The organism is Xanthomonas floridensis (genome assembly GCF_001642575.1).
In the GTDB taxonomy this organism is placed as follows: domain Bacteria; phylum Pseudomonadota; class Gammaproteobacteria; order Xanthomonadales; family Xanthomonadaceae; genus Xanthomonas; species Xanthomonas floridensis.
On the sequence record NZ_LXNG01000006.1, the window covers coordinates 15,606 to 42,182 of the forward strand.

Annotated in this window: 24 protein-coding genes, 1 other RNA gene and 1 pseudogene; 8 read left to right on the forward strand and 18 right to left on the reverse strand. The window is 67.5% G+C overall.

Going from position 1 to position 26,577, the window contains the following annotated elements; all coding sequences use genetic code 11:
* Nucleotides 1–228 precede the first annotated feature (228 nt).
* Nucleotides 229–825: an OmpO family porin gene (locus A7D17_RS04125; protein ID WP_064507944.1), complete on the forward strand. Its 597-nt coding sequence runs from the start codon at nucleotides 229–231 to the stop codon at nucleotides 823–825.
* 430 nt (nucleotides 826–1,255) lie between these two features.
* Here the strand turns inward: A7D17_RS04125 and A7D17_RS04130 are convergent, their stop codons facing one another.
* From A7D17_RS04130 to A7D17_RS04155, 6 genes are all read right to left on the reverse strand, one after another.
* Nucleotides 1,256–2,281 carry an NAD(P)H-dependent glycerol-3-phosphate dehydrogenase gene (locus A7D17_RS04130; RefSeq protein WP_064507945.1) on the reverse strand — a complete coding sequence of 342 codons (1,026 nt, stop codon included), beginning with the start codon at nucleotides 2,279–2,281 and terminating at the stop codon, nucleotides 1,256–1,258.
* 15 nt (nucleotides 2,282–2,296) lie between these two features.
* On the reverse strand, nucleotides 2,297–2,809 hold the full coding sequence (gene secB, locus A7D17_RS04135) for a protein-export chaperone SecB (RefSeq protein WP_010370592.1): 513 nt from the start codon (nucleotides 2,807–2,809) through the stop codon (nucleotides 2,297–2,299).
* Between the two features lie 109 nt (nucleotides 2,810–2,918).
* Nucleotides 2,919–3,353: a rhodanese-like domain-containing protein gene (locus A7D17_RS04140; RefSeq protein ID WP_064507946.1), complete on the reverse strand. Its 435-nt coding sequence runs from the start codon at nucleotides 3,351–3,353 to the stop codon at nucleotides 2,919–2,921.
* A 75-nt stretch (nucleotides 3,354–3,428) separates the two neighbouring features.
* A complete protein-coding gene (locus A7D17_RS04145) occupies nucleotides 3,429–3,851 on the reverse strand; it encodes a hypothetical protein (RefSeq protein ID WP_064507947.1) in 423 nt (140 codons plus the stop codon).
* Between the two features lie 28 nt (nucleotides 3,852–3,879).
* Nucleotides 3,880–4,350, reverse strand: coding sequence for a YiiD C-terminal domain-containing protein (locus A7D17_RS04150; protein ID WP_064507948.1), 471 nt, complete (start codon nucleotides 4,348–4,350; stop codon nucleotides 3,880–3,882).
* A gap of 264 nt (nucleotides 4,351–4,614) precedes the next feature.
* Complete coding sequence (locus A7D17_RS04155) at nucleotides 4,615–5,424, reverse strand: glycosyltransferase family 25 protein (protein WP_064507949.1); 810 nt, start codon at nucleotides 5,422–5,424, stop codon at nucleotides 4,615–4,617.
* A 188-nt stretch (nucleotides 5,425–5,612) separates the two neighbouring features.
* Between A7D17_RS04155 and A7D17_RS04160 the strand changes: the two genes are divergently transcribed.
* The 3 genes from A7D17_RS04160 (at nucleotide 5,613) to A7D17_RS04170 (ending at nucleotide 8,750) form a co-directional block, all read left to right on the forward strand.
* Nucleotides 5,613–6,407, forward strand: a complete 795-nt coding sequence (locus A7D17_RS04160; protein ID WP_082861724.1) for a uroporphyrinogen-III synthase — start codon at nucleotides 5,613–5,615, stop codon at nucleotides 6,405–6,407.
* A 103-nt stretch (nucleotides 6,408–6,510) separates the two neighbouring features.
* A complete protein-coding gene (locus A7D17_RS04165; protein WP_064507951.1) occupies nucleotides 6,511–7,488 on the forward strand; it encodes a uroporphyrinogen-III C-methyltransferase in 978 nt (325 codons plus the stop codon).
* Entirely contained in the window at nucleotides 7,485–8,750 is a 1,266-nt protein-coding gene (locus tag A7D17_RS04170) for a heme biosynthesis protein HemY (protein ID WP_064507952.1), read from the forward strand. Before A7D17_RS04165 ends, A7D17_RS04170 begins: the two co-directional genes overlap by 4 nt.
* Before the next feature lie 215 nt (nucleotides 8,751–8,965).
* Here the strand turns inward: A7D17_RS04170 and A7D17_RS04175 are convergent, their stop codons facing one another.
* The gene (locus tag A7D17_RS04175; RefSeq protein WP_064507953.1) at nucleotides 8,966–9,511 is read right to left on the reverse strand and encodes a hypothetical protein; all 546 of its coding nucleotides are present in this window, start codon (nucleotides 9,509–9,511) and stop codon (nucleotides 8,966–8,968) included.
* A gap of 185 nt (nucleotides 9,512–9,696) precedes the next feature.
* Complete coding sequence (locus A7D17_RS04180) at nucleotides 9,697–10,992, reverse strand: acetyl-CoA C-acetyltransferase (protein ID WP_064507954.1); 1,296 nt, start codon at nucleotides 10,990–10,992, stop codon at nucleotides 9,697–9,699.
* An 88-nt stretch (nucleotides 10,993–11,080) separates the two neighbouring features.
* Between A7D17_RS04180 and A7D17_RS04185 the strand changes: the two genes are divergently transcribed.
* Complete coding sequence (locus tag A7D17_RS04185; RefSeq protein ID WP_064507955.1) at nucleotides 11,081–11,965, forward strand: hypothetical protein; 885 nt, start codon at nucleotides 11,081–11,083, stop codon at nucleotides 11,963–11,965.
* Complete coding sequence (locus A7D17_RS04190; protein ID WP_064507956.1) at nucleotides 11,962–12,399, forward strand: VOC family protein; 438 nt, start codon at nucleotides 11,962–11,964, stop codon at nucleotides 12,397–12,399. The genes A7D17_RS04185 and A7D17_RS04190 overlap by 4 nt, the downstream gene beginning before the upstream one ends.
* Before the next feature lie 428 nt (nucleotides 12,400–12,827).
* Here A7D17_RS04190 and A7D17_RS04195 read toward each other — a convergent pair whose 3' ends face one another.
* From A7D17_RS04195 to glnA, 7 genes are all read right to left on the reverse strand, one after another.
* Nucleotides 12,828–13,475, reverse strand: coding sequence for a superoxide dismutase family protein (locus A7D17_RS04195; RefSeq protein ID WP_064507957.1), 648 nt, complete (start codon nucleotides 13,473–13,475; stop codon nucleotides 12,828–12,830).
* A 46-nt stretch (nucleotides 13,476–13,521) separates the two neighbouring features.
* The gene (locus A7D17_RS04200; protein ID WP_064507958.1) at nucleotides 13,522–14,130 is read right to left on the reverse strand and encodes a superoxide dismutase family protein; all 609 of its coding nucleotides are present in this window, start codon (nucleotides 14,128–14,130) and stop codon (nucleotides 13,522–13,524) included.
* A gap of 806 nt (nucleotides 14,131–14,936) precedes the next feature.
* Complete coding sequence (gene ntrC / locus A7D17_RS04205) at nucleotides 14,937–16,364, reverse strand: nitrogen regulation protein NR(I) (protein ID WP_064507959.1); 1,428 nt, start codon at nucleotides 16,362–16,364, stop codon at nucleotides 14,937–14,939.
* A complete protein-coding gene (locus A7D17_RS04210) occupies nucleotides 16,357–17,412 on the reverse strand; it encodes a two-component system sensor histidine kinase NtrB (RefSeq protein ID WP_064507960.1) in 1,056 nt (351 codons plus the stop codon). Before A7D17_RS04210 ends, ntrC begins: the two co-directional genes overlap by 8 nt.
* Nucleotides 17,413–17,680: 268 nt before the next feature.
* Nucleotides 17,681–19,123 carry an ammonium transporter gene (locus A7D17_RS04215; protein ID WP_064507961.1) on the reverse strand — a complete coding sequence of 481 codons (1,443 nt, stop codon included), beginning with the start codon at nucleotides 19,121–19,123 and terminating at the stop codon, nucleotides 17,681–17,683.
* Nucleotides 19,124–19,145: 22 nt separating this feature from the next.
* Nucleotides 19,146–19,484: a P-II family nitrogen regulator gene (locus tag A7D17_RS04220; RefSeq protein WP_002808480.1), complete on the reverse strand. Its 339-nt coding sequence runs from the start codon at nucleotides 19,482–19,484 to the stop codon at nucleotides 19,146–19,148.
* 274 nt (nucleotides 19,485–19,758) lie between these two features.
* Nucleotides 19,759–21,168, reverse strand: a complete 1,410-nt coding sequence (gene glnA / locus A7D17_RS04225) for a type I glutamate--ammonia ligase (protein ID WP_064507962.1) — start codon at nucleotides 21,166–21,168, stop codon at nucleotides 19,759–19,761.
* Between the two features lie 222 nt (nucleotides 21,169–21,390).
* Between glnA and A7D17_RS04230 the strand changes: the two genes are divergently transcribed.
* Nucleotides 21,391–22,185 (forward strand): undecaprenyl-diphosphate phosphatase, encoded by a 795-nt coding sequence (locus tag A7D17_RS04230; protein WP_064507963.1) that lies wholly within the window; start codon nucleotides 21,391–21,393, stop codon nucleotides 22,183–22,185.
* 277 nt (nucleotides 22,186–22,462) lie between these two features.
* A pseudogene (locus A7D17_RS04235) lies at nucleotides 22,463–23,131 on the forward strand (META domain-containing protein); the annotation flags it as partial.
* A gap of 292 nt (nucleotides 23,132–23,423) precedes the next feature.
* Here A7D17_RS04235 and A7D17_RS04240 read toward each other — a convergent pair.
* From A7D17_RS04240 to A7D17_RS04250, 3 genes are all read right to left on the reverse strand, one after another.
* Nucleotides 23,424–23,497, reverse strand: a non-coding RNA gene (locus tag A7D17_RS04240) — sX9 sRNA.
* Between the two features lie 43 nt (nucleotides 23,498–23,540).
* A complete protein-coding gene (locus A7D17_RS04245) occupies nucleotides 23,541–24,161 on the reverse strand; it encodes a YbhB/YbcL family Raf kinase inhibitor-like protein (RefSeq protein WP_064507965.1) in 621 nt (206 codons plus the stop codon).
* Nucleotides 24,162–24,465: 304 nt separating this feature from the next.
* Nucleotides 24,466–26,538 carry a tetratricopeptide repeat protein gene (locus A7D17_RS04250; RefSeq protein WP_064507966.1) on the reverse strand — a complete coding sequence of 691 codons (2,073 nt, stop codon included), beginning with the start codon at nucleotides 26,536–26,538 and terminating at the stop codon, nucleotides 24,466–24,468.
* Between the last annotated feature and the right edge of the window lie 39 nt (nucleotides 26,539–26,577).

Here is a 26,577-nt window from a genome sequence, read left to right on the forward strand (position 1 = left end):
TCTCACATTACGAGCGTGCAATGAATGCCGCGTCACGTTTTACGCGTGCGCTACGCGCATTGCATGACGACCACAAGAAAGCGCAGCTGAATCTGGCGCGATGATTCATCAACTGCTCAGTCCAGAATTCATGTCGCGTTCCATCGAATAACGGAGAATTTACATCTCGGCAGCGAACGGCATCCGCCTCAGCGCCGGCCCAAACCAATAAGTACAGGTATCTCGATCATGAAGACTTCTTTGCTGGCCCTCGGCCTTCTCGCTGCCCTGCCGTTTGCGGCCTCCGCTGCCGAAAACCTCTCCTACAACTTCGTCGAAGGCGACTATGTGCGCACCCCGACCGAAGGTCGCGATGCAGACGGTTGGGGCCTGAAGGCTTCCTACGCCGTTGCTCCGAACTTCCACGTGTTCGGTGACTACAGCAAGCAGAACGCCGACGACAACGACAACGTGTTCGAAAGCTCCAACTCCGACTTCCAGCAGTGGGGCGTGGGTGTGGGCTACAACCACGAGATCGCCACCAGCACCGACTTCGTTGCGCGCGTTGCGTACCGCAAGCTGGACCTGGACACCCCGAACATCAGCTTCGACGGCTACAGCGTGGAAGCCGGTCTGCGTAACGCCTTCGGCGAGCACTTCGAAGTCTATGCCCTGGCTGGCTACGAAGACTTCTCCAAGAAGCGCGGCATCGACATCGGCGACAACTTCTACGGCCGCCTTGGCGCCCAGGTGAAGTTGAACCAGAACTGGGGCATCAACGGCGACATCCGCATGGATGGCGACGGCAACAAGGAATGGTCGGTCGGCCCGCGCTTCAGCTGGTAAGCCGCACGTTTGACTGCAACGCGACTCTCTCTCCCGCGTTGCATCGGAAGCCCGGTCCCCCGACCGGGCTTCTTTTTTGGGCGATCGGTGGAAAGGAGATGCTGCCTTGCTGCGCGGCGGCTGAGTGTCTCCGGCATCGCCTGTGTTCTCAGCGAGTGGCCACTGGCCGGCATGTCCAATGCCAACCGCGCAGAAGCGCCATCACGCCCCGGGGCGAAATTGCAGCCCGCAGCGCGTGGGCACGCCGCACGCGGGTATCACTGATATGCGCTCACCACCGAGGCAGCGAGGAATGCGCCAAGGCGTGCTCCCTCTGTCATTGCGGGTTCGGCGCAGCCATTGACGCCACCACGCTACGCCAAACAAAACGCCCGGCAATGCCGGGCGTTTTGTGTGCATCAATCACTTGCCGCCATCGGCATGCAGATGATCAGGTAAACAAGGTCTGCGGATACTCGGGCTTGCGCTCGCGTGCCAGCAGGCCCTGCAAACCGGCCTCCGGCGTGATCTCGCCATGCAGGACTGCGCGCACGGCATTGGAGATCGGCAGTTCGATGCCGTGCTGCTCGGCCTGGCGCATGACTTCGTCGGCCGTCTGCACCGACTCGACCACCTGGCCGATCTCGCGGATCGCGTCGTTCAAGCTCTGTCCGCGACCCAACGCCAGGCCCAGCCGTCGGTTGCGCGACAGATCGCCGGTGCAGGTGAGCACCAGATCGCCCAACCCGGCCAGCCCCATCAGGGTTTCCGGGCGCGCACCGATCACCGCGGCCAGACGCAACATTTCGTTCAAGCCCCGCGTGATCAAGCCGGCGCGGGCGTTGAGGCCAAGCTGCATGCCGTCGGCCACGCCGGTGGCCACGGCCAGCACGTTCTTCATCGCGCCGCCCAGTTCGGCACCCACCATGTCATCGCCGGTGTAGGCACGGAAGGTGGGGCCATGCATCGCATCGGCCACGATTTGCGCGAACGCGGCATCGTCGCCGTGCACGGTAATGGCGGTCGGCAGGCCAAGCGTGACTTCCTTGGCGAAGGACGGCCCGGTCACCACGGCCAGCGGAACCGCCGGGCCAAGCAGATCGCGCGCCACTTCATGCAGGAAGCGTCCGGAACCCGGTTCGAAGCCCTTGGTCGCCCATGCCACGCCCGCGTTGGCCGGACGCAACGGAGCGATCAGCCGGACCGTTTCGGTGAAGGCATGCGAGGGCACCACCACCAGAATCCAGGTAGCGTCGGCGACAGCCGCCTGCAGGTCGGTGGTGGCACGCAGACTGTCGGGCAGCGGAATGCCGGGCAGGTAACGCACGTTCTCGTGGGTGCGGTCGATGGCATCCACCATCGCCGCATCGCGGCCCCAGAGCACGGTCGGATGACCGTGCCTGGCGAGCAGCGCGGCCAGGGCCGTGCCCCAGGAACCGGCGCCGAGAACGGCGATCTTGTGGGTCGAATCGCTCATCGGCGCAACCGCAGCTTAGGCGTTGCCGGCCGGCTCTGAATCGGCCAGCGAGGTGCCTTCGTTCTGACGCTGACGCAGGGTTTCTGCATACAGGGCTTCGAAGTTGATCGGCTGCAGGTAGAACGGCGGGAAGCCACCGGCCTGGATCAGGTCGCTGACCAGGGTGCGCACGTACGGGAACAGGATGTTCGGGCACTGGGTGCCGAGCAGCACGTCGATCGCCTGCGGCTCCAGGCCGACCAGGCCGAACACGCCGGCCTGCTGCACTTCGGCCACGTAGGCGGTCTTGCCACCAGCGGTGCAGGTCAGGGTCACGGCCAGCACGACTTCGAACGCGTTGTCGTTGAGGCGCTGCACCTTCTGATTGAGGTTCAGCTGCAGCTCGGGCTGGTTGGCGTCATTGAACACGGCCGGCGCGTTCGGCGATTCGAAGGACACGTCCTTGACGTAAATCTTTTCGATGGTGAAGGCGGGGCCAGCAGCGGCGTCGGCCGGCGCAGCGGCGCCGTTGAGGATTTCGTCGGACATTCCTAACTCCAGAAACGGTTCGGTGGATGCAGCGTTGAGTGATGCAGACGTGAAAACGCGAGTATCTCACGCAAGCAATGGGGGCTTGCGAGGCGCCGCACAAGGCGGATCAGCGGCCCTTGATCAGTGGTAGCTCGGCCATCTGCCAGGCAGCCACGCCGCCTTCGAGCCAGTACACCTTCTCGAAGCCGGCTTTCTTCAGCGTCTTGGCCGCGCCTGCAGAGGCGTTGCCGCTACGGCAGACCACCACCACTGGCGATGCCTTGGCGTTGGTCAGCAGCTTGCTGGCCGGGTCGAACTTGGCCAGCGCCACGTTGCGGCTGCCGGCAATATGGCCCTTCTCGAAATCGGCGCTGGGCGACAGGTCGATCACCAGCGCGTCCTCGCTGTTGATCAGGCGGGTCAGCTCGGCCGGCTTGAGTGCGCGGTAGCCGCGGAACAGGCGCGCAACCTCGGTGACGATCAGGGCGATGGTCAGGCCCACCAGGGCCAGCGACAGCATGGGGTTGCGGCCGACAAAGGCCTGCAGCTCTTCGAAATTCACGGGGTCAGGGTCAGTCAAGCGGGCGGGAATTGTCGCACAGCTGGCACGCACGACGGCCAGCGCACACTGGCCGGGCTATTGGCCCTGCCACAGATCGGGCAGGCCGCTGGCCAGCCACCAGCGTTTGCGCTCGGCATCCCAACGCCAGATCTCGATGCTGCGCACCAGCCGTTCGGCCTGGGTATTGCGGTTGATCACCCGCAACTCCACCTCGCGGCGCAGATCACCGCTGGCGTCATCGCCGGTACGCAGCTCGCGGTAGCCGGAAATCTGCACCTGCTCGTAGCGCGAGCGTTCCAGGTCGCTAACCGGGTGGGCCTGGGCATAGGCCGGTTCGATAAACCCCTGCGCGGCGTCGAAATCGCTCCAGCGCACCGCGGCCGTATAGGCCGCCTGGGTGGTTTCCAGCGCACGCGCCTGCGCCCGGCTGCCGGCCGAGGCCATCCCGCTCAGTAGCGCCAACCCCAGCACAAGCACTGCCCCAATGACTGCACGCATCCGCATTCCCCCCGATCCAGCCCGCATCCTACCGTTTCGGGAACGCCACGAAGCGCCCGCTCAAGGTGGCCGCGGCCGTTCCCGAGCCCAGCGCGATCTGCGCGCGCATGCCGATCCGCGCCTTTCCGCGCTGCCGGAAGGTGGCCAGAAACGCCTCCCAGCCGCCCAGTTCGGAGGGCGCCGCGTCGGCCACCAGTTCTTCGTACACCGGTGCCACGTAACGCAGCTGGCTATCGGCCACATAGACGTCGGCGTCGTGGCCGGCCAGTTGCAGCTGCAGCGTCAGCCAACCCCAGCCGGCCAGCGTCATCAGCGATGCCAGGCTGCCGCCGAACGCGTTGGCCTTGTCGTTGACGTTGGCCTGCAGCGGTGCACGCAGGCGCAGGGCGCCGTCGTGCAGTCCATCGACGGCGATGCCCATCGACAGCACCGGCGGCATGGCGATGAATTGCTGCTGCAGCGACTGCAGGGCGGATGCGAGCGTGCACGAAGGAGTCATCAGAAAGGCGGGAAGACGGCGAAGGGCGGCATCATGCCGCAATGTCCGGCGAGCGTCTTGTGCAAGGAGATGACATGCGGTACCGCATGGTGAACGCGTGCAGCATCGCGGCATGACCGGTGGTGCTCAGACCGTGTCAAACCCGCACGCTGTTCGATGGCCAATTGCAGGTCAGGCAACGCTCACCACGTGTGCGCATGTGGCCTGCCTGCGCAGGCGCGATGATTCCGGCGTTTGCAGCGCGCACGCGCTGCATCGGCGTTTTCAGGGGGCAAATACCACCTTGCGGTAGCCCTGCGCCACCCGCAGCAGTGCGGTGGCCTTGGCCTTCCACTGTGCGCTGCGCTGCTTCTGTGCCTGGGTCAACGGTGCGTCGATGGTGCTGGTGAACACGATCTGCTCCGGCGCTGCATGGAAGAACTTGTCCTGGATGCAGGCCGCAGGGGAAAGCTGGTAGGTGGCCAGCTGATGCGCCACCGGCGACTCGTTCCAGCCGAACAGAAAGATGTCGGCCATGGTGTGCCAGCGCGCATCGGCGGCAAGCAGCAAGCGCGCCGCCTCGCGGCTGATGATCAGTGCGCCGGCGCACACCGGCCAGCAATGCTGGTGGCGCGATGGCCGCACCAGGCGCAATTGACGGCCGGCAATCTCGGTCATCTTGGCATCGAGCTTGATCCGGTTGTAGGACGGCTCCAGCCGCACGATGCTGTTGCCGGGCGGAAGCCAGTCGGTGCTGCGCAACAGCGCCGGCAATGCATCGGACAGGTGCATATCGTCTTCGAAGATGGCGGTGTAGGCATCGTCGGAATCGGCGGCGATGCGCCAGGCCGCCTGGTGACTCAGGAAGCAGCCGATGTTGGAGGCGGTCCAGCGACGCGGGCCGCTGCTGTAGCCATCGCCGGATCCTTCCAGCGGGCGCTCACGCACGAACGCGGCAATCTGCTCGGGCGTCAAGGTGGCGCCGTCGAATGCAGGTAGCCGCTCGAACGGCAGGCCCAGTGCCTGGAACCGCGCCGACATCGCCTGCAGCCGGTCGCTGCTGCGCTGCATGTTGATGAGATAGGACTTGATCACGGCGCCACTCCAGCTCGGTTGTCGTGGCGGATCGTGCCGCGATCGGGAGGATTTGCAAGAGGGAACGAAGTGAGATTCAGGTCTCGCAAATGATCCGAGTGCGCCGCACCGCTGTGTACACCCCGTGCGCCTGTGCCCGCCCGGCTGGTCGATCACGCGGATGCTTCGCCCGGCCGCGCACGACAGCGATGCTCTCGCATAATCACCGCATGACCCGCACGGCCACCGCCAGCTGGACCCTGATTTCGCTGCGCCCCAGCGGCGAGCACGCGCCGTTGCGGCGGGCCGCCGCGCGCCACGGCGGGCGCGTGCTCGCGCTGTCGCCATGGCGGCTGCAGACCAACGACACCGCGCCGGCGCGCAGCGCGTTGCAGCAGGCGCTGCAGGCACCCATCGTGGTGTTCACCAGCCCCGCCGCAGTGCAGGCCGCGCAGCGGCTCGCACCCTTGCGCCGGCCGCCGCAGGCGCACTGGGTCGGCGTGGGCGAAGGCACCGCACGCGCGCTGCATGCCTGTGGCGTCGAGGCGGTGACCCGCCCGACCCGCATGGACAGCGAAGGCCTGCTGGCCCTGCCGCTGTTCCAGCCGCCGCTGCACACGGTGGGGCTGATCACCGCGCCCGGGGGCCGCGGCATGCTCGCTCCGGCGCTGGAGCAGCGCGGCGCCCGCATCCTGCGCGCCGAGGTGTATCAGCGCGTTGCGCTGCCTCTGCGCCGCGCGGCGGTGCAGGCACTGGTGGCGGCACTGCCGCGCAGCGTGCTGGCGCTGAGCAGTGGCGAGGCGCTGGCGCTGGTCCTGCAGCAACTGCCAAGCACGCTGGCCGACGCATGGCGGCAACGTCCGGTGGTGGCGTCCAGCGAGCGCATGTGCGCATCCGCGCTCGCAGCCGGATTCGATCACGTGGTGCGCGCCGATGGTCCGTTGCCGGCGCAACTAGCCGAAGCCGCCGCCGCCGCCGTCATGACACCACCGCGACCTTGCTGAACTGCGAACTCAAGCGCGGCTTGCAGGCGTCTGCCGACGCACGCCATGCTGTGGCGGATGACTGCGACGCCCGCGCCAGTGGCGACCATCCGAGGATGTGCGAATGACCGAAATGCCCGCTCCCGCGCGACGCGTTCCCTGGGCCTGGCTGCTGCTGGCGATCGCCGTGCTGGCCGTGGGCATCGCGCTGTTTCTCGGCTGGCGCGCGTGGCAGGGCTATCACGCAGCGCAGTTGCAGGCGGCACAGGCGCAGCAACAGCGCTGGGACGGCACGCAGCAGCTGCTGGAAACACTGCGACGCGATCAACGGCTGGCCAACGAGCGCCTGCAGGATGCGGCCGCCACCAATCGCGTGTTGCGCGACGAGATGCTGGGCCTGAGCCAGCGCAGCGCGCTGCTCGAAGAGACCGTGCAGAAACTGGCCGATCCCAACCGCCACGGCGCCCAGGCGCTGCGGCTGGATGAAGTGGAACTGCTGCTGCGGCTGGGCCAGCAGCGACTCAGCATCGCTGGCGACGCCGATGGCGCACGCCGTGCGTACGCGCTGGCCAATGGCGCGCTCAACGGCATCGACGATCCGGGCTATCTCAATCTGCGCCAGGCACTGGTGCAGGAACGCGACGCGCTGGATCGCCTCGGTGCCGGCCCGCAGGCCCAGGTAGGGCAGACCCTGGACGGCATTGCCGCCGATCTGCAGCGTCTGCCGGAGCAGACCGCGCAGGCCAGCGACGCGGCGCGGCCGTGGTGGCAGAAAGTGCTGGCGCCGTTGGTGGAGATCCGCCCCAGCCGCGGCGACGCGCTGCTGACCGGGGGCGACCGCCACGCTGCCGGCGACGCGTTGCAGATCGAACTCAGCCTGGCCCGCGCCGCCGCCGAGCGTGGCGATGCGCAGGGCCTTGCCCAGGCGCTGCGCCGGGTGGACACCTGGACCACCCGGCTGTGGCCGGATTCACCGCAACGGGCGCAGGTGCGATCGCGCCTGCGTGCCTTGCAACAAGCGCCGCTGCGTCCGCAACTGCCGGAACTGGGCACCACCCTGCTGCAACTGCAGGCCATGCGTGAAGGGAGATCCACCCAATGAAAGTGTTGCGTACCGTGCTGATCCTGTTGGTTGCCGTGGCGCTGGGCGTGCTTGGTGCGCAGTGGCTCTCGCACCAGACCAGTTACGACCTGGGCAATGTGGTGGTCAGCGTCGGTGGCAACGACTACCGCGCCGCGATGCCGCAGGCGGTGTTGATCCTGATCATCGCGCTGCTGGTGCTGTGGTTGTTGTGGACCTTGATCAGCCTGCCGTTCCGCGTGTGGGGCAAGTACCGGCGCAAGAAGGGCCGCGCGCGCCTGATCGAAGGCCTGCGCGCCGCCGATCACGGCCAGTGGCAGCGCGCCGAGCGGCTATTGGTCAATGCCAGCGAAGACGAGGAAGTCAGCGGCATTGCGCTGGCCAGTGCGGTGCGGGTGGCCGATGCGCGCGGCGACGAGACGGCAGCCAATGCGCTGGCCCAACAGTTGGCCGAGCGCGATCCCACTGCGCATGCCCTGTTGCAGGGCGAACGCCATCTGGCACGCCAGCACCCGATCGAGGCGATCAATGCGCTGGATGCCGCCGGCGCGCAGCCGCTGCCGGCGCGCGGCCTGCTGCTGCGCACCCATGCGCTGACCCAGATCGGGCGCGCCGACGAGGCCTACGGCCAATTGGGCGCACTGCGCCAGCAGGCAGTGCTGGCACCGGAGGCCTACAGCGCGCTGGAGGCCACACTGGCCGAACAGACCCTGCTGCAGGCCGGCGATGCCAATGCGCTGGCCGAACGTTGGGAAGCGCTGCCCAAGCCGCTGCGCACCCACCCGGCGGTGGTCGGCGCCTATGCGCACCGCGCCGCCGTGCTGCATTGGGACGATGCCGCCGTGCACAGCCTGGAACAGGCGCTGGATACGCACTGGGACGAATCGCTGGTGCGCCTGTACGGGGTACTGCCGCTGGAAAAATATGATTCGCGCCGTGCCAGCGCGCAGCGGTGGCTGACCCAGTCTCCGGACAGCCCGGGCTTGCTGTTGACGCTGGCACGCCTTGCGCGCCACCAACAACAGTGGTCGCAGGCCGAAGAGTTCCTGCATCGCGCGCTCGCCAATGGTGCCGGCAGCGATGCCTGGGAAGAGCTGGGGCACGGGTTTGCCGCCGCCGGCGACCTGCTGTCGGCCCAGCATTGCTACGCCAATGCGCTGCGTGCGGCGCGCGGCGAGCCGGTGATCGAAGGCATGCCGCAGCAGTCGCTGCGCGGGCCACTTGTCGCGGTCGGCACCACGCCTGCGGCCGATCCGCTCGCACCGGACGATCGCCTGCCTTGACGGGCGTGCGCCGCTCCCGGCCGGGAGCGGCGTAGGACAGCGTTGGCGGGTTGGCATTGGCGGGTTGGCGGACTGCTAGGCCGACGCATAGGAGCGTCTGGCCGCTGCCATAGCTGCCTGCACACGCACTCACCCAGCCGGTGCGCACGCATGTCGGGGAACGGCTTGGCGCGTGCAGCCCTCCATAGGTTTAACGTGCTCGACGCCAGATCCGATCAGTTGCCGCGCCAGGCCGCAGGTGGTGGCGGTGGCAGCTCCTGCAGAAACGCATCGCAGGCTCCGAGATAGCGGGCCTGCCGATGACCGATCGATCGCGGCGACAACACCCGCGACCCCAGCCTCCCCACCAGCAGCATCGCCGCCATCACTGCACTGCCGATCACCCAGCGGAACTCGCTGTGCAGCGACAGTCCGCACACCAGCAGCGCCAGCACCGAGGCCAGCGCCACAGCGACATAGCGCACCCGACGGCGCTCATGCAGGCTGCACAAGGTCAGCACATGCCCGCTGCGCTTGCGCAGCGCGATCGCCAGGATCAGATACGGCAGCACGCCCAGCAGCAGCGCCGCGTAGATCACCGGGTGGTGCCAATGGAAGATGTAGCGACGTGGCGGCATGTCGGCCGGCGCATTGCACTTCACGCAGCGCGGCGGCAGGTTGGCGCCCGGCGTGCACACTAGGACGTCGCCCTCGCGCCACACATCGCCCTGCACCGGCGTCAGGTACAGGCTGGGTGGCTCGTGCTGCGTATCGTTCGACATCCATGCGTCCTTGCAGGTTGGGGATGTGAGATCCGGGATTCGGGATTCGGGATTCGGGATTCGGGATTCGGGATTCGGGATTCGGGATTCGGGATTCGGGATTCGGGATTCGGGATTCGCAAGAGCGGGTTTCGCCTTTGCAAATCCCCATTCCCGAATGCCCAATCCCACGCTGCGCAGCAGCGTCAGCGCTCGACGATCGCCACCACGCCCATGCCGCCGGCGGTGCAGATCGAAATCAGCGCGCGGCCGCCGCCGCGCTCTTCCAGTTGCTTGGCGGCGGTGGCCACCACACGCGCTCCGGTGGCGGCGAACGGGTGGCCGGTGGCCAGCGACGAACCCAGCGGATTGATCTTGTCCGGATCGATGCGACCCAGCGGCGCCTCCAGGCCCAGCCGGGTGCGGCAGTAATCCTCGCTTTCCCAGGCGCGCAGCGTGCACAGCACCTGCGCGGCGAAGGCCTCGTGGATTTCGTAGATGTCGAAGTCCTGCAAGGTCAGGCCCTGGCGCGCCAGCATCTGCGGCACCGCGATGGTCGGCGCCATCAGCAGGCCCTCGCCATGCACGAAATCCACCGCCGACACCTGCGCATCGCGCAGATAGGCCATCGGGGTATGGCCATGCGCCAGCGCCCAGGCCTCGCTGGACAGCAGCACTGCGGCGGCGCCATCGGTGAGCGGGGTGGAATTGGCGGCCGTCAGCGTGCCGCGGCCGGAAGTCTTGTCGAAGGCCGGGCGCAAGGTCGCCAGCTTTTCCAGCGAGGTGTCGGCGCGCAGGATGTTGTCGCGCGACACGCCGCGGAACGGGGCGATGAGCGAATCGAAGAAACCGCGCTCATAGGCCGCGGCCAACTTGTGGTGCGAGGCCACCGCCCATTCGTCCTGCGAGTCGCGCGAGATGTTCCATTCCTTGGCCATGTCCTCGCAATGGTCACCCATGCTCTTGCCGGTGCGCGGCTCGGCCACGCCGGGGAATTCGGGCTTGAGCTCGCTCAGCTTGAAGCCGCGCAGCAACGCCTTGAGTTTGTCGCCGGTGGCCTTGGCACGGTTGGCAGCCATCAGCCGCGCGCGCAATTTCTTGCCATAGACGATCGGTACTTCGGAGGTGGTATCCGAGCCGCCGCCGATGCCAGAATCGATCTGCCCCAGCGCGATCTTGTTGGCGATGGTGATCACCGAATCCAGGCTGGTGCCGCAGGCGCGCTGCAGGGTGATGCCCGGCGTCAGCGGGGACAGGCCGGACGACAGCGCCGCCTCGCGGGCCAGGTTCCAGTCCGAGGAGTGCTTGATCACCGCTCCCATCGCCACTTCGCCCAATTGCTGGCCATGCAGGCCGAAGCGCTCGACCAGCGCGCCCAGCGTGCGCACCGACATGCCCAGGTTGCCCACGTCCGCGTATGCGGTGTTCTGACGGCAGAACGGGATACGGACGCCGCCCAGAATGGCGACGGGACGGGCTGCGGGCATCGGTTGACCTGGCATGGAGGACTCGGGGACATGGCCTGCACAGGGCCGGCAGGCATAATGGCCGCAGTGTAGCTTCGACCCCGTGATGGGCCAACCGCGAATCATGAGCAAGACCGAACACGGCGTGACCGCCATGGGTGTAATGGCGCTGGAATTGACGGGCGGCACCGCCCCCGAGCGCGGCGCCCTGGCGCCCGAGCAAGCCGGCATGCTGGCCGAACGGATTGGCCGCGACCTGGCGCAGTGGATCCCCGAAGTGCGCGAGCTCGAGCTCAGCGTGGCCATGGCGCACTTCGACCCGGCGGAAGTGCTGCGGCCGGGCTGGCCGCTGCACCGCCGCCTGGAGGAACTGCATGCCCGCGCCCCGGGCCGCGACCAGGGCCCACGGGTGCTGGCGTTCGGCGCCGATGCGCAGGGCGAGATTCCGTTGCCGTTCCAGGCCGATGCGCAGCTCACCGGCGGCGGGCTGCGCGTATTGCCGTTCCTGCTCACCGGCGACCCGCAGATCGTGGTCACCGTGGCCGAGGCGATGGAAGAGGTGCTGTTGGCCCAGGGCATGGCCCAGGCCGACACCGCGCTGCTGGCGCAGGAGAGCTTCGGCGCGCGCATCGAACATGCCCGGTATCTCACCGCGCACGATCTGGCCGCGATGATGTCGATGCAATACGACAACCAGGGCCTGGCACCGCTGTGGCCGCTGATCGAAGCCGCCCTGCTTGCGCCCACCAGCGAAGAGTGGCTGGAGCAGGCGCCGGAGCCGGTCCTGCGCTACGTCGATGGCGAAGTGCGCATTGCCCTGTTCGATCCGGCCGGCTGGTGCGATTACTACGCGCACGACCGCGAACACTGCGAGCGCCTGCGTGGGGTCTACGAACACTTCCTCTCGCGCCAGCGGCAAATGGCCGCAGTGCTGGAGGCGCACGGGCTACCGGTGCTCTACGTGCATGTGGAGCCGGATCAGGATCCGCGTCAGGCATTGTCTGCATGAGCACCCCGCCGGTGTCCGCGGCCCCCGCGTTAGAGGGCGTGCTGGAGACCGGCGTGTATGTGGCAGAGCTGGAGCGCGCCTGCGCGTTTTACGCGCGCGTACTTGGCCTGCAACCGATGCACCGCGATGCGCGCATGGCCGCGTATGCGATTGCGCCCGGCCAGGTGTTGCTACTGTTCCTGCAGGGAAGTACGTCGGGCACGGTGACACTGCCGGGCGGGACGATTCCGCCACACGACGGCAGCGGGCGCGCCCACTACGCATTGGCGATCGCCACTGATGCATTGACCGATTGGGAAGCGCATTTGCAGGCCTGCGGCGTGTCGATCGAAGGCCGCACGCAATGGCCCGGTGGCGGACAGAGCATTTACTTCCGCGATCCCGATGCGCACTTGCTGGAACTGGCAACGCCGGGTCTTTGGCCAAATTACTGACCGCGGTTGGCAACATCACGCATCGCAATGCGACCCGCTGGTCCCCGGATCTACGTATCAGTGCTACGTGATGGTTACAACATCATTCTCTACCCAGTTGAAGATTGTTTGCTGGGTGTGGCTGCTCCAGCGCGTATCCATGGGTATATACGGTTGATGCCGCAGCCGTCACGCGCTGACGCATCAAACTCGGGGTTAGCGCCTCAATGTACGATCCGCCAACGCATCTTTCGCTGAGAAGCGCTGCCACGTCCTAGCAGCATCAGCTGCTTTAAAAAACCGTAAGCCGCATGCGGCCTTTCTTGCCAGCAAATCATTATGTCCGGTGGAGTAGAGCGCACCGTCGCCCGCCACGCAGATGCTTACCGTAACCGTGTGCATTCCAAACACAGACGCGACGGCGATCGAACACCGCCGCGTCCATGCACTTACTTGGTGGCAGCCTGCGCGTTGTCGGTGGTGATCACGCCGCAAGCCAGACGGCCACCCGCATTGCCGGTAGGCTGGGTTTTGTAGTCGTCGGCGTCGGCATGCACGATCACGGCATGGCCGGCGATATCGAACTGGTCGGCCTTGCCGAGATTGACGTTGCTCGATACCGGTCCGTCGATGCTGGCATTGCCTTGGGCGTCGGCGGTGATGTTGGGCATGTCGCCGCCGTGATGCGGGTCGGCGCTGACGTTGCCATGGTCGGATTGGGCCGGATTGAAGTGTCCGCCGGCACTGCTGCCATCCGGCGCGCTGCAGTCGCCCTTTTCATGGATATGGAAGCCATGTTCGCTGTTGGGCTTCAGCCCGCTGAGCTGACCGGTAACGCGCAGCGCCCCGTCTACGGTCTTGAAGGTTACCGTGCCCTTGACCTCATTGCCCTTGGTCGGCTTGAGTTCGGCGGTGGCCGTCGTGGTGGCCGCCGCTTCGGTGACCATGGAGGCGGCATGCTCGCCACCATGCGCCGTTTCGGCAGGCGTGCCCGCCTGCGGCGCGGGGGCGGGATCGGCCGGTGCGGGCTCCTCGCGCTTGCATGCGGTCAATGCCAGGGCGGTAGCCAGAAACAACGTGGTGGGAAGAATACGCATGGAAAGCTCCTGTAGAGACCGCGGATACGGCCATGGATGCCCCGACTCAGGGCTGCGAAGGGGCTGAACGCCACTGGGTGACGCGAATGACGCCGCAGGCTAGCCGTGCGCCGGCATTGCCGCTGGGCTGGCTGCGGTAATCGTCGGCATCGGCATGCACGACCAGGGCCTTGCCGACCACGTCGCTGGGCGCGCCGTCGCCCAGGCTGATGCCGGAGAGAATCATGTCCAGATGCGCGACGCCGTCGGCATCGGCGCGCAGGTTGTCCATGTCGCCCAGGTGATGCGCGCCGTTACCGGCCCGCCCGTGCGGCGCCCCGGCAGGATTGAAATGCGCACCGGCGCTGCTGGCATCGGCGGCGCTGCAATCGCCGCGCTCATGGACATGGAAGCCGGCGACCGCGCCGGCACGCAGCCCGCCGACTGTGCCGGTGATACGGATGCCCTGCAACGCAGGCACCAACACTACCCGGCCGCTGACCAGACTGCCCGATGCCGAGGCCAAGGCGGCTTCGGCCTGTTGCACCGGGCGCACCGGCACGACACGCGCAGCCGGCGGCGGCGGCGGCGGCGTGGGAGGCGCCGGTGGCGTGCTGCTGCAGGCGGCCAGCGCCAGAGCGGTGAGGGCAACGATCGTGGACGACCGGTAACGCATCGAGCTGTTCTCCTGATCAGGTTGGGAACCTATGCGGGTGCATGTTCACGTGTCATGAAATGCACCTGCGGACGCGCCGAAGTTTACGGGGTTGGCCTGGGTGGTCGGTGTTGCTGATGCTGGCGGCGGTTCGCGCGATGCAGGATGCGGCGACACTGCGATCTGGCGGCGTTTGACGCGTCGCCTGAAGAGTGACCGCGGGCGGCAGATGGACGGATGCGTGGTGTTCGTCGGTCGTCGGTCGTCTGTTGGTGTTGGTGTTGGTGTTGGTGTTTGTGCTGGTTCTGGTGCTGGTCTGAGTTTGGCGCCAGGCGTTCTTGGCGGCCGACTGTTGCTTGGCACAGGGACCCTCACCCCACCCCGCTTCCGCGCCCCCTGCCCGCACTTGCGGCGCGGGCGCTCCAAGTCACGCGCGCCAATGACGCGCAAGCTGCGCCTTCTCGCCTCGCAGGGAGAAGGGCTCGACGCCGGATGGGGTCTGATATGCGATCGCGGTAAGCCTGTCCCACGCCCCGCAGTTGTCCTTCTCCCCTCGGCACATTGTTCTCCTTTATGGGGAGAAGCTGCCCCGCAGGGGCGGATGAGGGGACGGGCGACGCTGGTGGAGCTTGAGTGCACGAAGGCTTCGCCCGGTACCCTCACCCCTGGGCTGCACAGGGTCTAATGCGCTACTGCGGCCTGCATCGCGTTCGCTGCCTCTTCTCCCGCAGGCAAACGATGGCGCGCAGCGTCCGATGGCGCTTTAGGCACCTGACAGTACCGGCAGTGACAAGCGCGCTGCCACGCGCCTGCAGACATGTTCGATATCAGCGCCGCTTGCGCCCCGGCCCCAGCTTGCGGGTGACGGTATTGCGGCCCAGCCCCAGGCGCGCGGCAGCTTCGGCGCGGCGGCCCTGGGTCAGTTGCAGGGCGGCTTCGAGCAAGGTCTTGTCCAGGCGTTCGCGCGCTTCGGCATGCAGGCCCTGGGCGCCTTCGCTCAGGCGTTGCGCGGCCCAGCTAGACAGCATGTCGTCCCATTGCCCGGCGCTGCTACGGCCGGTGCGCTGGCGGCCGCGCGCCAGCGCGGCATCCACATCGATCACATCGATGATGTCGGCAGTGGCCAGTGCGGCCAGACGCCAGCAAACGTTTTCCAGTTCGCGCACGTTGCCGGGCCAGTCGTAGTGGCGCAGTGCCTCAAGCGCGGCCGAAGACAGCCGCTTTGGCGACATGTCGAGCTTGCGCCCGGCCATGGCCAGGAAATTTTCCGCCAGTTGCGCGATGTCGCCGCGACGCTCGCGCAGCGGCGGCAGTTGCAGGCGCACCACGTCCAGCCGGTGCAACAGGTCGGCGCGGAAGCGGCCCTGTTCGACCAGCGCCTCCAGGTCCTGGTGGGTGGCGGCGATCACGCGCACATCGACCCGGATCAACTCACGTCCACCGACGCGGAAGAATTCGTTCTCTGCCAGCACGCGCAGCAGGCGCGTTTGCAACGGCAGCGGCATGTCGCCGATTTCGTCCAGGAACAAGGTGCCGCCATCGGCCTGTTCGAAGCGACCGATATGGCGTTTGGTGGCGCCGGTGAAGGCGCCGGTTTCGTGCCCGAACAGCTCGCTTTCCAGCAATTCGGCTGGAATTGCGGCGGTGTTGAGCGCCACGAAGGGTTTTCGCGCGCGTGGCGATTCGTTGTGCAGCGCGCGCGCGACCAGCTCCTTGCCGGTGCCGGTTTCGCCGTTGATCAGCACCGACAACGGTGCCTGCGCCAGGCGGCCGATGGCGCGAAACAAAGCCTGCATCGCCGGGGTATCGCCGATCAGCGCGGCCGAGCCTTCGGCCAGCGGCGTGCCGATGAGCTCGTCGACACCGGCATCGGCGTCGGGCAGCGCGCGGGCGGCCAGCGCCACCGCATCGTCCAGATCGAAGGGTTTGGACAGAAATTCGTGCGCGCCGCCGCGGAAGGCGCCGGCGGTGCTGGCGACATCGGTATACGCCGACATCACGATCACCGGCAACTGCGGGTGCCTGGACTTGAGCTTGTCCAGCAGGGTCAGGCCGTCTTCACCGGGCATGCGTACATCGGTGAACAGCAGGTCCGGCGTGGGCCGCATCGACAGCGCCTGCAGCGCGGCGGCAGCGCTGTCGAAGCCATCGACGGCGTATCCGGCGTCGCGCAGCGCAGTGGACAACACGAAGCGCACCGAACGGTCGTCGTCGACCACCCAGATGTGGTGGGATACGGCGGCGGCCTCAGCCATGCAGATGCTCCTTGTCGTGATCGCCGGCCAGCTCGGGCAGCAGCAGGGTGAAAACGGTATGGCCCGGACGCGAGCGGTAGGTCAGGGTGCCGTGGTGTTCGCGCGAGACCTGCTGGGCCAGCGCCAGGCCCAGCCCGCTGCCTTCGGCGCGGCCGCTGACCAGCGGCAGGAACAGGTGTTCGGCCAGTTCTTCCGGCACGCCACCGCCGTCGTCGATGATCTCCAGCCGCAGCGACATCGCATGCACGCGGTCGCGGATGCGCTGGCCGTGTTCGACGCGGGTGCGCAGGGTTACCCGGGTGGCGCCGGCCTGGAAGGCATTGCGCACCAGGTTCCACACCGCCTGGGTGAGCCGGTCCACATCGCCGAGGATGTCCGGAATGCTGGGGTCGTAGTCGCGTTGTACCTGCACCGACCAGCCACCCTCGGCCTCGGCCAGGCGCAGCACCCGCTCGAGTACCACGTGGATGTTGAGGCGGTCGTGCGGGCGCAAGGGCGAGGGCGAAAGCAGGCGTTCGAGCAAGGTGTTGAGGCGTTCGATCTCGGTACCGATCAATTCGATCAGCTCACGTTCGTCCTCGTCGCGGCCGCCCGAGCGGCGCGCCAGCAGCTGGGCGGCCCCCTTCAGGCCGGCCAACGGGTTACGCAGTTCGTGTGCCAGGCCCTTGAGCGCAGCGCTGAGGGCATTGGGCAGGGCATGGGTGGGGTCGAGCGCAGGAAATTCGTCGACCGGATGGGTCTCCAGCAACCAGCCACCGTCGTCCAGCCGCGACAGCCAGCCTTCGGCAAAACGCGGAGCGTCGTTGGGCAGGCCCAACGCCAGCCGATGCAGGCGCAGCACGTCGCGTTCGTCGTTGAGCAGGAAGCGGGCCAATGCTTCGCCCTGCACTTCCAGGGCGGCCAGCGGTTGATCGACCAGACGCCGTGCGCTGACGCCGAGCCAGCGCGCGAAGGCCGGATTGACGCCCAGCACGCGGCCCTCGCGGTCGGCCCAGGCCACCGGGGTACCCAGGCTGTCGAGCGACGGGATGGAGGTCGTCATCCGCATTGCACCAATTTAGTGCAAGCAGCATCGGCGTGCGCGGATGGCGCGCCAAACGAAGCTTGCGTTGAAGACGGTTGCCAGGCCGGTCGGCGGTGAGCTGCTCCGACCCGACGCGCATCCGCGCCGACAGTGACGGGCGAGGGGCTGGTCATGCAGGCACCTTGGCAGTGGATCCGCAGCACCACCGGCCGCGGAAGAAACCGACCCGGCACAGGCCGCGCCGGCCGGGTCGTTACGCCACCCGCGGCGATGTCGCCGCGGGTGTGCATGCTCAGGACTCGTACGCGGCTTCGCCGTGCGAGGTGATGTCCAACCCCTCGCGCTCGGCTTCTTCGGTGACACGCAGGCCGAACACCAGCTTGGCCACCAGGAACCCGACCACCGACACCACGCCGATCCAGCCCACGGTGATGCCCACGCCCAGGGTCTGGATACCGACCTGGTGCACGATGTCGTAATCGCCGCCCTTCTGGCCGCCCAGCGAGGCCGCCGAGAAGACGCCGGTGAGGATCGCGCCGATGATGCCGCCCAGGCCATGCACGCCGAACACGTCCAGGCTGTCGTCGGCACCAAGCAGGCGTTTCAGGCCGGTGACGCCCCACACGCACAGCACGCCGGCAGCCAAACCAATGACGATGGCGCCGAACGGGCCCACCGTGCCGCAGGCCGGGGTGATGCCGACCAGGCCGGCGACCATGCCCGAGGCCACGCCCAGGGCGGAGGACTTGCCCTTGATGATCTTCTCGGTGAGCGACCAGCCCAGGATGGCGGCCGCGGTGGCCAGCAAGGTGTTGAGGAAGGCCAGCGCCGCACCGGCATTGGCTTCCAGGTTGGAACCGGCGTTGAAGCCGAACCAGCCCACCCACAGCAACGAGGCACCCACGAAGGTCAGGGTCACGTTGTGCGGCTTGATCGCCTCACGCCCGAGCCCGGCGCGCTTGCCGACGAAGTAGGCGCCGACCAGGCCGGCGATACCGGCGTTGATGTGCACCACGGTGCCGCCGGCGAAATCCAGCGCGCTCAGACCGAACAGGTACCCGCCGGTGGCCCACACCATGTGCGCCAGCGGCAGGTAGCCGAAGGTGAACCAGATCACCGAGAACAGCAGCACCGCGGCGAACTTCACGCGCTCGGCGAAGGCACCGACGATCAGCGCGCCGGTGATGCCCGCAAAGGTGGCCTGGAAGGCGACGAACACGTATTCCGGCAGGCTCACGCCCTTGGTGAAGGTGGCCGACAACGTGTCGATGGTGACCCCCTTGAGCAGCGCCTTGTCCAGATTGCCGATCCACGCGCCTTCGCCCGAGAACGCCAGGCTATAGCCATACAGCACCCACAGGATGGTCAGCAGCGAAAAGACTGTAGCGACCTGGATCAGCACCGACAGCACGTTCTTGGCGCGCACCATGCCGCCGTAGAACAGCGCCAGGCCCGGCACCACCATCATCAGCACCAGCAGGGTGGAGGTCAGCATCCAGGCGACGTCGCCCTTGTTGACCACCGGTGCGGCCTCGGCGGCCGCGACCGGCGCCGGTGGCGGTTGCGCGGACGGCAACGGCTCGGTGGTAACCGGCTCGGTCGGCAACGGGGTGACCTGCGCACCGGACTGCGCCTGCGCGCTGCCCATGCCGCCCACCATCAGCGCGCTGAACAGCATCAGCATGCACACGCTGTAGAACCGGGCTTTCCACCCGGCAAAAAGAGCTGTCTTCATACGAACTCCGGAGGGGGTGGACTCAGAGTGCATCGGCGCCGATCTCGCCGGTGCGGATACGCACCACTTGCTCGATCGCGGTCACGAAGATCTTGCCGTCGCCGATCTTGCCGGTGCCGGCGGCGTTCTGGATTGCCTCGACCACCGCGTCCAGCCGGTCGTCGGTCACCACCGTTTCGATCTTGATCTTGGGCAGGAAGTCCACGACGTACTCGGCGCCGCGATACAGCTCGGTGTGGCCCTTCTGACGCCCGAAGCCCTTGACCTCGGTGACGGTGATGCCCGACACGCCAGCGGCGGACAAGGCCTCGCGGACCTCGTCGAGCTTGAACGGCCGGATGATGGCGGTGATCAATTTCATGCGCATACCCCGAAAGGTGGAAGGAACCGGCCGGCATTGCGCCGACCGGCGGTGTCATTCACCTGGATGCCAACCCCGGCATCCAATCGTTCGCAGAACGCGCAGACCTCGGCCGATGCCATGCATCCGCCTCGTGGGAGAGGTCAGGCCCGCGCGGTGCGAACGGTGTGCTCTCTCGTACCCCCGGGCTCCCCGGCGGTGCCAGGGAGCCATCGAACATGTGCGGCGATGGCGGAGGTGGGAGGGGGGGCCTCCGCCATCGCCGCGGTGGAACTCAGTTGCCGTAGTACAGCTGGTATTCCAGCGGGTGCGTTGCAGCGCGGAACTTGGTGACTTCCTGCATCTTCAGCGCGATGTAGCCGTCGATGAAGTCGTCGCTCATCACGCCACCGGCCTTGAGGAACTCGCGGTCCTGGTCCAGCGCTTCCAGCGCCTGGTCCAGGCTGGAGCAGACCTGCGGGATCAGCTTCTCTTCTTCCGGCGGCAGGTCGTACAGGTCCTTGTCGCTGGGTGCGCCCGGGTCGATCTGGTTCTTGATGCCGTCCAGGCCGGCCATCATCAGCGCGGTGAAGGTCAGGTAGCCGGACTGCAACGGATCGGGGAAGCGCATTTCGATACGGCGCGCCTTCGGATTGGTGACCCACGGAATGCGGCACGAGGCCGAGCGGTTACGCGCCGAGTAGGCCAGCATCACCGGTGCTTCGAAGCCCGGCACCAGGCGCTTGTAGCTGTTGGTGCCGGAGTTGGCGAACGCGTTGATCGCACGGGCGTGCTTGAAGATGCCGCCGATGTACCACAGCGCCAGCTGCGACAGGCCGCCGTAGCCGTCGCCGGAGAACAGGTTGGTGCCGCCCTTGGTCAGCGACTGGTGCACGTGCATGCCGCTGCCGTTGTCGCCGACGATGGGCTTGGGCATGAAGGTGGCGGTCTTGCCGTTGCGGTAGGCGACGTTCTTGATGATGTACTTCATCGTCAGCAGCTCGTCGGCCTTTTGCACCAGCGAGGAGAACTTGGTGCCGATCTCGCACTGGCCGGCGGTGGCCACCTCGTGGTGGTGCACCTCGGTCTCGATGCCGACCTGCTCCAGGGTCTTGATCATTTCCGCACGCAGGTCGTGCAGGGTGTCGGTCGGCGGAACCGGGAAGTAGCCGCCCTTCACGCCCGGGCGGTAGCCGCTGTTGCCGCCGTCATACTTGGCGCCTGTGTTCCAGGCCGCTTCTTCAGAACCCACCTGGAAGAAGGTGTGGCCCATGTCGTTGGCAAAGCGCACCGAATCGAAGATGAAAAATTCCGGCTCTGGGCCGAAGAAGGCCTGGTCGGCGATGCCGGAGGACTTCAGATAGGCCTCGGCGCGCTTGGCGATACCGCGCGGGTCGCGCACGTAGCTCTGCATGGTGGCCGGGTCGAGGATGTCGCAGGTCAGCACCACGGTCGGATCGGCGAAGAACGGATCCAGGTAGGCGGTACCGGCGTCCGGCAGCAGCACCATGTCCGATTCGTTGATGCCCTTCCAACCCGCGATGGAGCTGCCATCGAACATCTTGCCTTCTTCGAACAACGCCGGCTCGATGATGTTGGCCGGAAAGGTCACGTGCTGCTGCACGCCACGCATATCGACGAAGCGCAGGTCGACGAACTCGACCTTGTTGTCCTTGATCAGCTTTTCAACATTTTCCACGGACATCGGAAGAAACCTCGGATTGGAGTGAAGTGGCTCGTGGGCGGTAGTACAGCAGGGACCATGCCAAGCTGCGGCACTTCACAAGTCGTTGATTTTGCTGACATCGGTCGAGATCGCTGCCATTGCAAAACACCATCTTGGTGCAAATCAACTCCATGTTGCACCGATATGGTGCATGCCGCAATGCACTATCCTTTCGCCTCCCCCGCACTCCTCTCCCGCCCGATGTCCGACCTCATTTCCGCCCTGTTGCTGGGCATTCTCGAAGGCCTCACCGAATTCCTGCCGATCTCCAGCACCGGCCACCTGCTGATCGCCGAACAATGGCTCGGACGCCGCTCGGATTTCTTCAATATCGTCATCCAGGCCGGTGCCATCCTGGCGATCTGCCTGGCGCTGCGGCAGAAGCTGTGGACCCTGGCCACCGGCCTGGGCGAGCGCGCCAACCGCGACTACGTGCTCAAGATCGGCGTGGCCTTCATGGTCACCGCAGTGGTCGGGCTGATCGTGCGCAAGGCCGGCTGGCAGCTGCCGGAAACCATCCATCCGGTGGCCTGGGCACTGCTGATCGGCGGTGTATGGATGCTGGTGGCCGAGCATTTCGCCGGCAAGATGCCCGAGCGCGACGTGGTGACCTGGAAGGTGGCCATTGCCGTGGGCCTGGCGCAGGTAGTGGCCGGTGTATTCCCGGGCACCTCGCGCTCGGCGTCGGCGATCTTCCTGGCGATGCTGCTGGGCCTGAGCAAGCGCTCGGCGGCGGCGGATTTCGTGTTCATGGTGGGCATCCCGACCATGTTCGCGGCCAGCGGCTACGCGCTGCTGGAGATGTACAAGGACGGTGGCTTCGGCAGCGAAAACTGGACCGATGTGGCAGTGGCCTTCGTGGCAGCCACCATCACCGGCTTTGTCGTGGTGAAGTGGCTGCTGGGCTACATCAAGAAGCACCGCTTCACCATATTTGCTGTGTACCGCATCCTGCTCGGCGCGGCCTTGCTGCTGTGGTTGCCCGCCGTGGCCTGAGGCAGCACCGTTGCCATGCCCCTGCCCGTCGCCGCGTGCGGCGGACAGGGCGCATGCGCGAGCAGTGACGCCGGTCATTGCCCTGGCCGCCGGCTGGCGGTATCACTGAGGCATCGACCACCAGGAGCCACCCATGCGTGCCGTGTTCTTCGCCCCGGCCCTGCTGGCGGCGGGCGTGACGGCCTGCGGCTCGGGCACACCGCCTGACGTTGCCGACGCCGCGCATTCCGGACCGGAAGCCGCCGCCGCGGCCGTGGACGCAGCAGCTGCCGAGGCCGCCCCGTTGCGCGCGGCCCTGCAGGCCCGCCACTGGCAACTGCTGCAGGCCAACGATGCCCACGGCACCGCCCTGGTCAGCCTGTTCGTGGCCGGCAGCGCGCCGCTGCAACTGGATTTTGGCGATCAACGCATCCACGTCAGCCAGACCTGCAACGCGCTGGGCGCCAACTACAGCGTGGCAGCCGCGCAGCTGCAGATCGGCCGGGTGGTCTCCAGCAAGCGGCTGTGTGCGCAACCGCGGAAAATGGCGCAGGAGCACGCCGCCAGCGCGCTCTTGTCGGGCCGCTTCGCCGTGGCGCTGGACACCACCCAGGCCACGCCGCAGCTACGCCTGACCCGCAGCGATGGCACCCGCCTGCTGTTCGGCGGCGCGCCCACGGCCGACACCCTCCACGGCGGCCCCGGGCAGACGCTATTGCTGGAGGTGGCGGCCGACACCGTGCCCTGCCCCGCCGACCCGGCGCGCGCGTGCCTGCAGGTGCGCGAGCAAACCCCGCAGGGACAGCCGGCGACCGCACAGTGGACACCGCTCGACGGCAGCATCGAAGGCTTCGAGCACGAGGCCAGCATCCGCACCGTGCTGCGTGTCACCCGCTATCCCGCGGCATCGGGCTCTACGGGCGCGCCGGCGTATGTGCTGGATCAGATGATCGAGGCGAGTGGGTAGGTTGGGATTCGGGATTCGGGATTCGGGATTCGGGATTCGGGATTCGGGAAGCGGGAAGCGGGAAGCGGGAAGCGGGAAGCGGGAAGCGGGAAGCGGGAAGCGTACGAGCAGATCGCCGGGCGCGTCCGGCGGCAAGCGGTTGTGTCGTTCACTCGCAGGCACATCGGATGCGCCTGCGCAGCAGAACACCCAGGACGCGTCCAGCACTAAGAGGCCGGGTCTTCGCAATCGACGATCACATGGCGAAAGCGACCGCGTAGTCGCTGCGCGGCCGCATTACCGCTTTCAGAGCGGCTAACAGAAAAACCTAGCGAGCGGTCGTCAGGTGGGGACGGCGCGGAGGAACCGGGTATACGTGCGGTGCACCGAGTACCCGCTACGCCCGCCTGGCGGCCGCGCAGCCGCGTTGTCAGCTGCCTTGGCGCAGCGACGGGTTCAGCGTGTAGGTGCCGTGCAATGCGGCCTCGGCCAGTACGTGGCCCTGCATCGCCGACAGCAGGTCGGCGGCGGTGAACGGGGTCGGCAGCGGTAGCTGCGCCACATCCAGCGCGAATACGCGGAAGAAATAGCGGTGCGTGCGCAGGTCGTTGAATGGCGGGTATGGGCCGTCGTAGCCCAGATAGTCGCCGGCCATGTCGGGATTGCCGGCAAACCATTGGGTGTAGGAGTTCAGGCCCTGGCGGGCGCCCGCCGAGCCGGCCGGCTGAGGCTTGCCCTTGGGCACGAATCCGTCGCTGCAGCTGCCGGCGGCAATCGCATGCACGTTGGCGGGGATATCGGCCATCGCCCAATGCACGAAATCGGTGCGTGGCTGTTCCACCGGAATCTGCACGTCCTCGCGCCCCACCGTCTCCGGCACCGTGGGCACATCCGGGTCCAGGCACAGCAGCGCGAACGACTGCGTGCCGGCCGGCACCTCGCTCCAGGCAAGCTGCGGGTTACGGTTGGGGGCAAAGCCTTCCGGGGTGCCGGCGGCAAATTCCGCCGCAATCGGCTTGCCGTTTTCGATGCTGGTACTGGTCAGACGCATGCTCAGGTCTCCGTGGATCGAGGGTGCCCAGCGTGCCTGGATCGGCGCATCAGCGGAAGCCGCCGCCGTGGAACCGTGTGTGGCGCGGCCGGCGCAGTGACGCGCAGGCGTTGTCAGAAGCGTCAGCCGGGCAGGGATCGCCGGCATCTTGATCGACCCCGGCATCCTTGCGTGCCGCGCCGCCGGGATGGTTGGACTTCCGTAGGAGCAGACCTGGCCGCGACGGGCTGCGCCGGAACTGGTAGGCCGGGTCCGCTCCTACAACAGCACCGCGCTTGCGGAACGGCAAGCGGCGGGCCATGCGTCAGTCCTGCGGGTAGCCGAAGCGCACCGCGATCAGGGTGAGCAGGTCGAACTGGGCGCCAAGCACACTGCGGTAATCGCGCCAGCGCCCTGCGGCCAGGCGGGCCGGGCCGCGGGGTTCCACCAGCGGGAAGCGCAGCCCGAAGGCCTGCTCCAGCGCGTCGGAAATGCCCTGCGGGTCGCTCTCGATACCGTCCAGCCGGATGATCCGATGCGGGTACAGATCGCGTTCGTGCAGCACCGCCAGTTGCTCCAGCGCGGCCAGCAGCCAGTCGGTGGCCTGCTGCGGCGATTGCAGCGCCAGTGGTGCCGGGGCACCGGCCGAGAGCCAGTCCAGCAGCATGTCGCGCGGGTCGCGCAGCGCGATCGCCAGGCGCCCCTCGGGCAGATGCGGGCGCAACGCGGTGAGCAGGCTGTTGTCCCACCACAGCAGCCAGTCGATGACGTTGCCGTCGTCGATGCCGCGGCGCGGCAGCTGTGCCTTCCAGCCTTCCACCAGCGCCATCGGCGCGAGCTCGCCGGAAGCCAGCTGCTCGATGGTGCGGTAGCTCTGCAGCGCGTCCGACGGCGGGGTGGTGCCATAGCGGTCGCCGCGTACCAGCGGGGTGGCGGCATCCATCACCGCGATCAGGCGTTCGACATGCGAGCCGGGCACGCCCCAGACGAACAACGGGCGCGCGGTGACGGTGTCGGGAATGGTCCCCAGCGCCGGCCACTGCATCGGCTGCCTGGCGGCCTGCGGCGGCAACGGCAGCCGGTGCTGGGCCTGCTCGCGCTGGAACTGCATCCAGGTCGCCAGGGCCGCGTCGGGTTGCCCGGCACGGTCCTGCACGTTGCCCAGCCATGGCCGCAGCACGGTCTGCTGCGGCGCCGGCAGGGAGTCGATCAGCGATTGCACGCAGGCGATCGCCGCCGGCGGGTCGCGCTCGAGCAGGGCTTCGACGATGCGCTGCTCGCCGCTGATGCGGCCCGGCTCCACGGCCACGATCTGGCGCGCCACCATTTCCGCTTCCTCGGCATGGCCCTGCATGTCGTACACGCGCATCAGCGCTTCCAGCGCCGGCAGGTGCTCGGGCATGGCCAGCAGCCAGCGCTCGATCACCGCCTGCGCCTGCGGCCCGCCGACCGGCTCCACCGCCAGGCGGGCCAGCCACAGGTCATGCGCATTGGCCGAAGTGGCCAGCGCCGCATCCAGGGTGTCGCGCGCGTCGTCCACCGCGCCCAGCCGCTCCCAGGCGGTGAGCAGCGCATGCAGGGTGCGGCGGTCGGCCGGCCAGTGCGCCAGCGCCAGACGCAGGTGCGCTACGGCCTGGTCGGGGCGCCCGGCCTGCAATTCCATCTCGCCGGCAAGCCGGCGCATGGCCGGGATGTCGCCGCCGGGCTGGGCCAGCACGCCCTGCATCGCGGTCAGCGCATCGTCCAGGCGCCCCTGGCGCTGGGCCAGCTGGGCGATGAAGGCGCGCAGCGCGGTGCCGGGCGGATTGAGCTCCACCACGCGCTCGAACGCGCGCTCGGCAAAGGCGAAGTGTTCCTTCTGCAGGTAGGCAAAGCCCAATGCGAACATCACCCGTGCATCGTCGGGCAACTGCTCGGCGGCGCGGGTGAGCAGCGACAGCGCGCGGTCGCTCTGGCCGCGACGCATTTCCACCACGCCATCGACCGCCAGCAACTGCGGGTGCTCCGGCGCCAGCCGCGCAGCGGTGCGGCTCAGCCGCTCGGCTTCGTCCAGATCGCCGCGCGCCACCGCCAGATGCGCCTGCATCACATAGGCGTTGAACTGGTTGGGGTCCAGCGCGGTGCTGCGCGACAGCGCGACATCGGCGGCGGCCAGATCGCGCGCGGCCAGCAGCAGGCCGGCACGCAGCAGGTGCAGATCGGCGTCTTCCGGGGTCAGCGTCAGCGCGGTGTCGATACTGGCCAGCGCCAGCGCCGGCTGACCTTGCTGCTGCAGGGCCAGCCCGAGCCAGCGGTGCGGCTGCGCATCGTCCGGCGTGCTGGTGGCCCATTCGCGGGCCAGCGCCACCGCATCGTCGGCCGCATTGCGGCGCAGGGCTTGGAGAATGGCGTCTTGCATGGCGGCGGTGTGTCCCGGACAAACCGCTATTGTAACGAT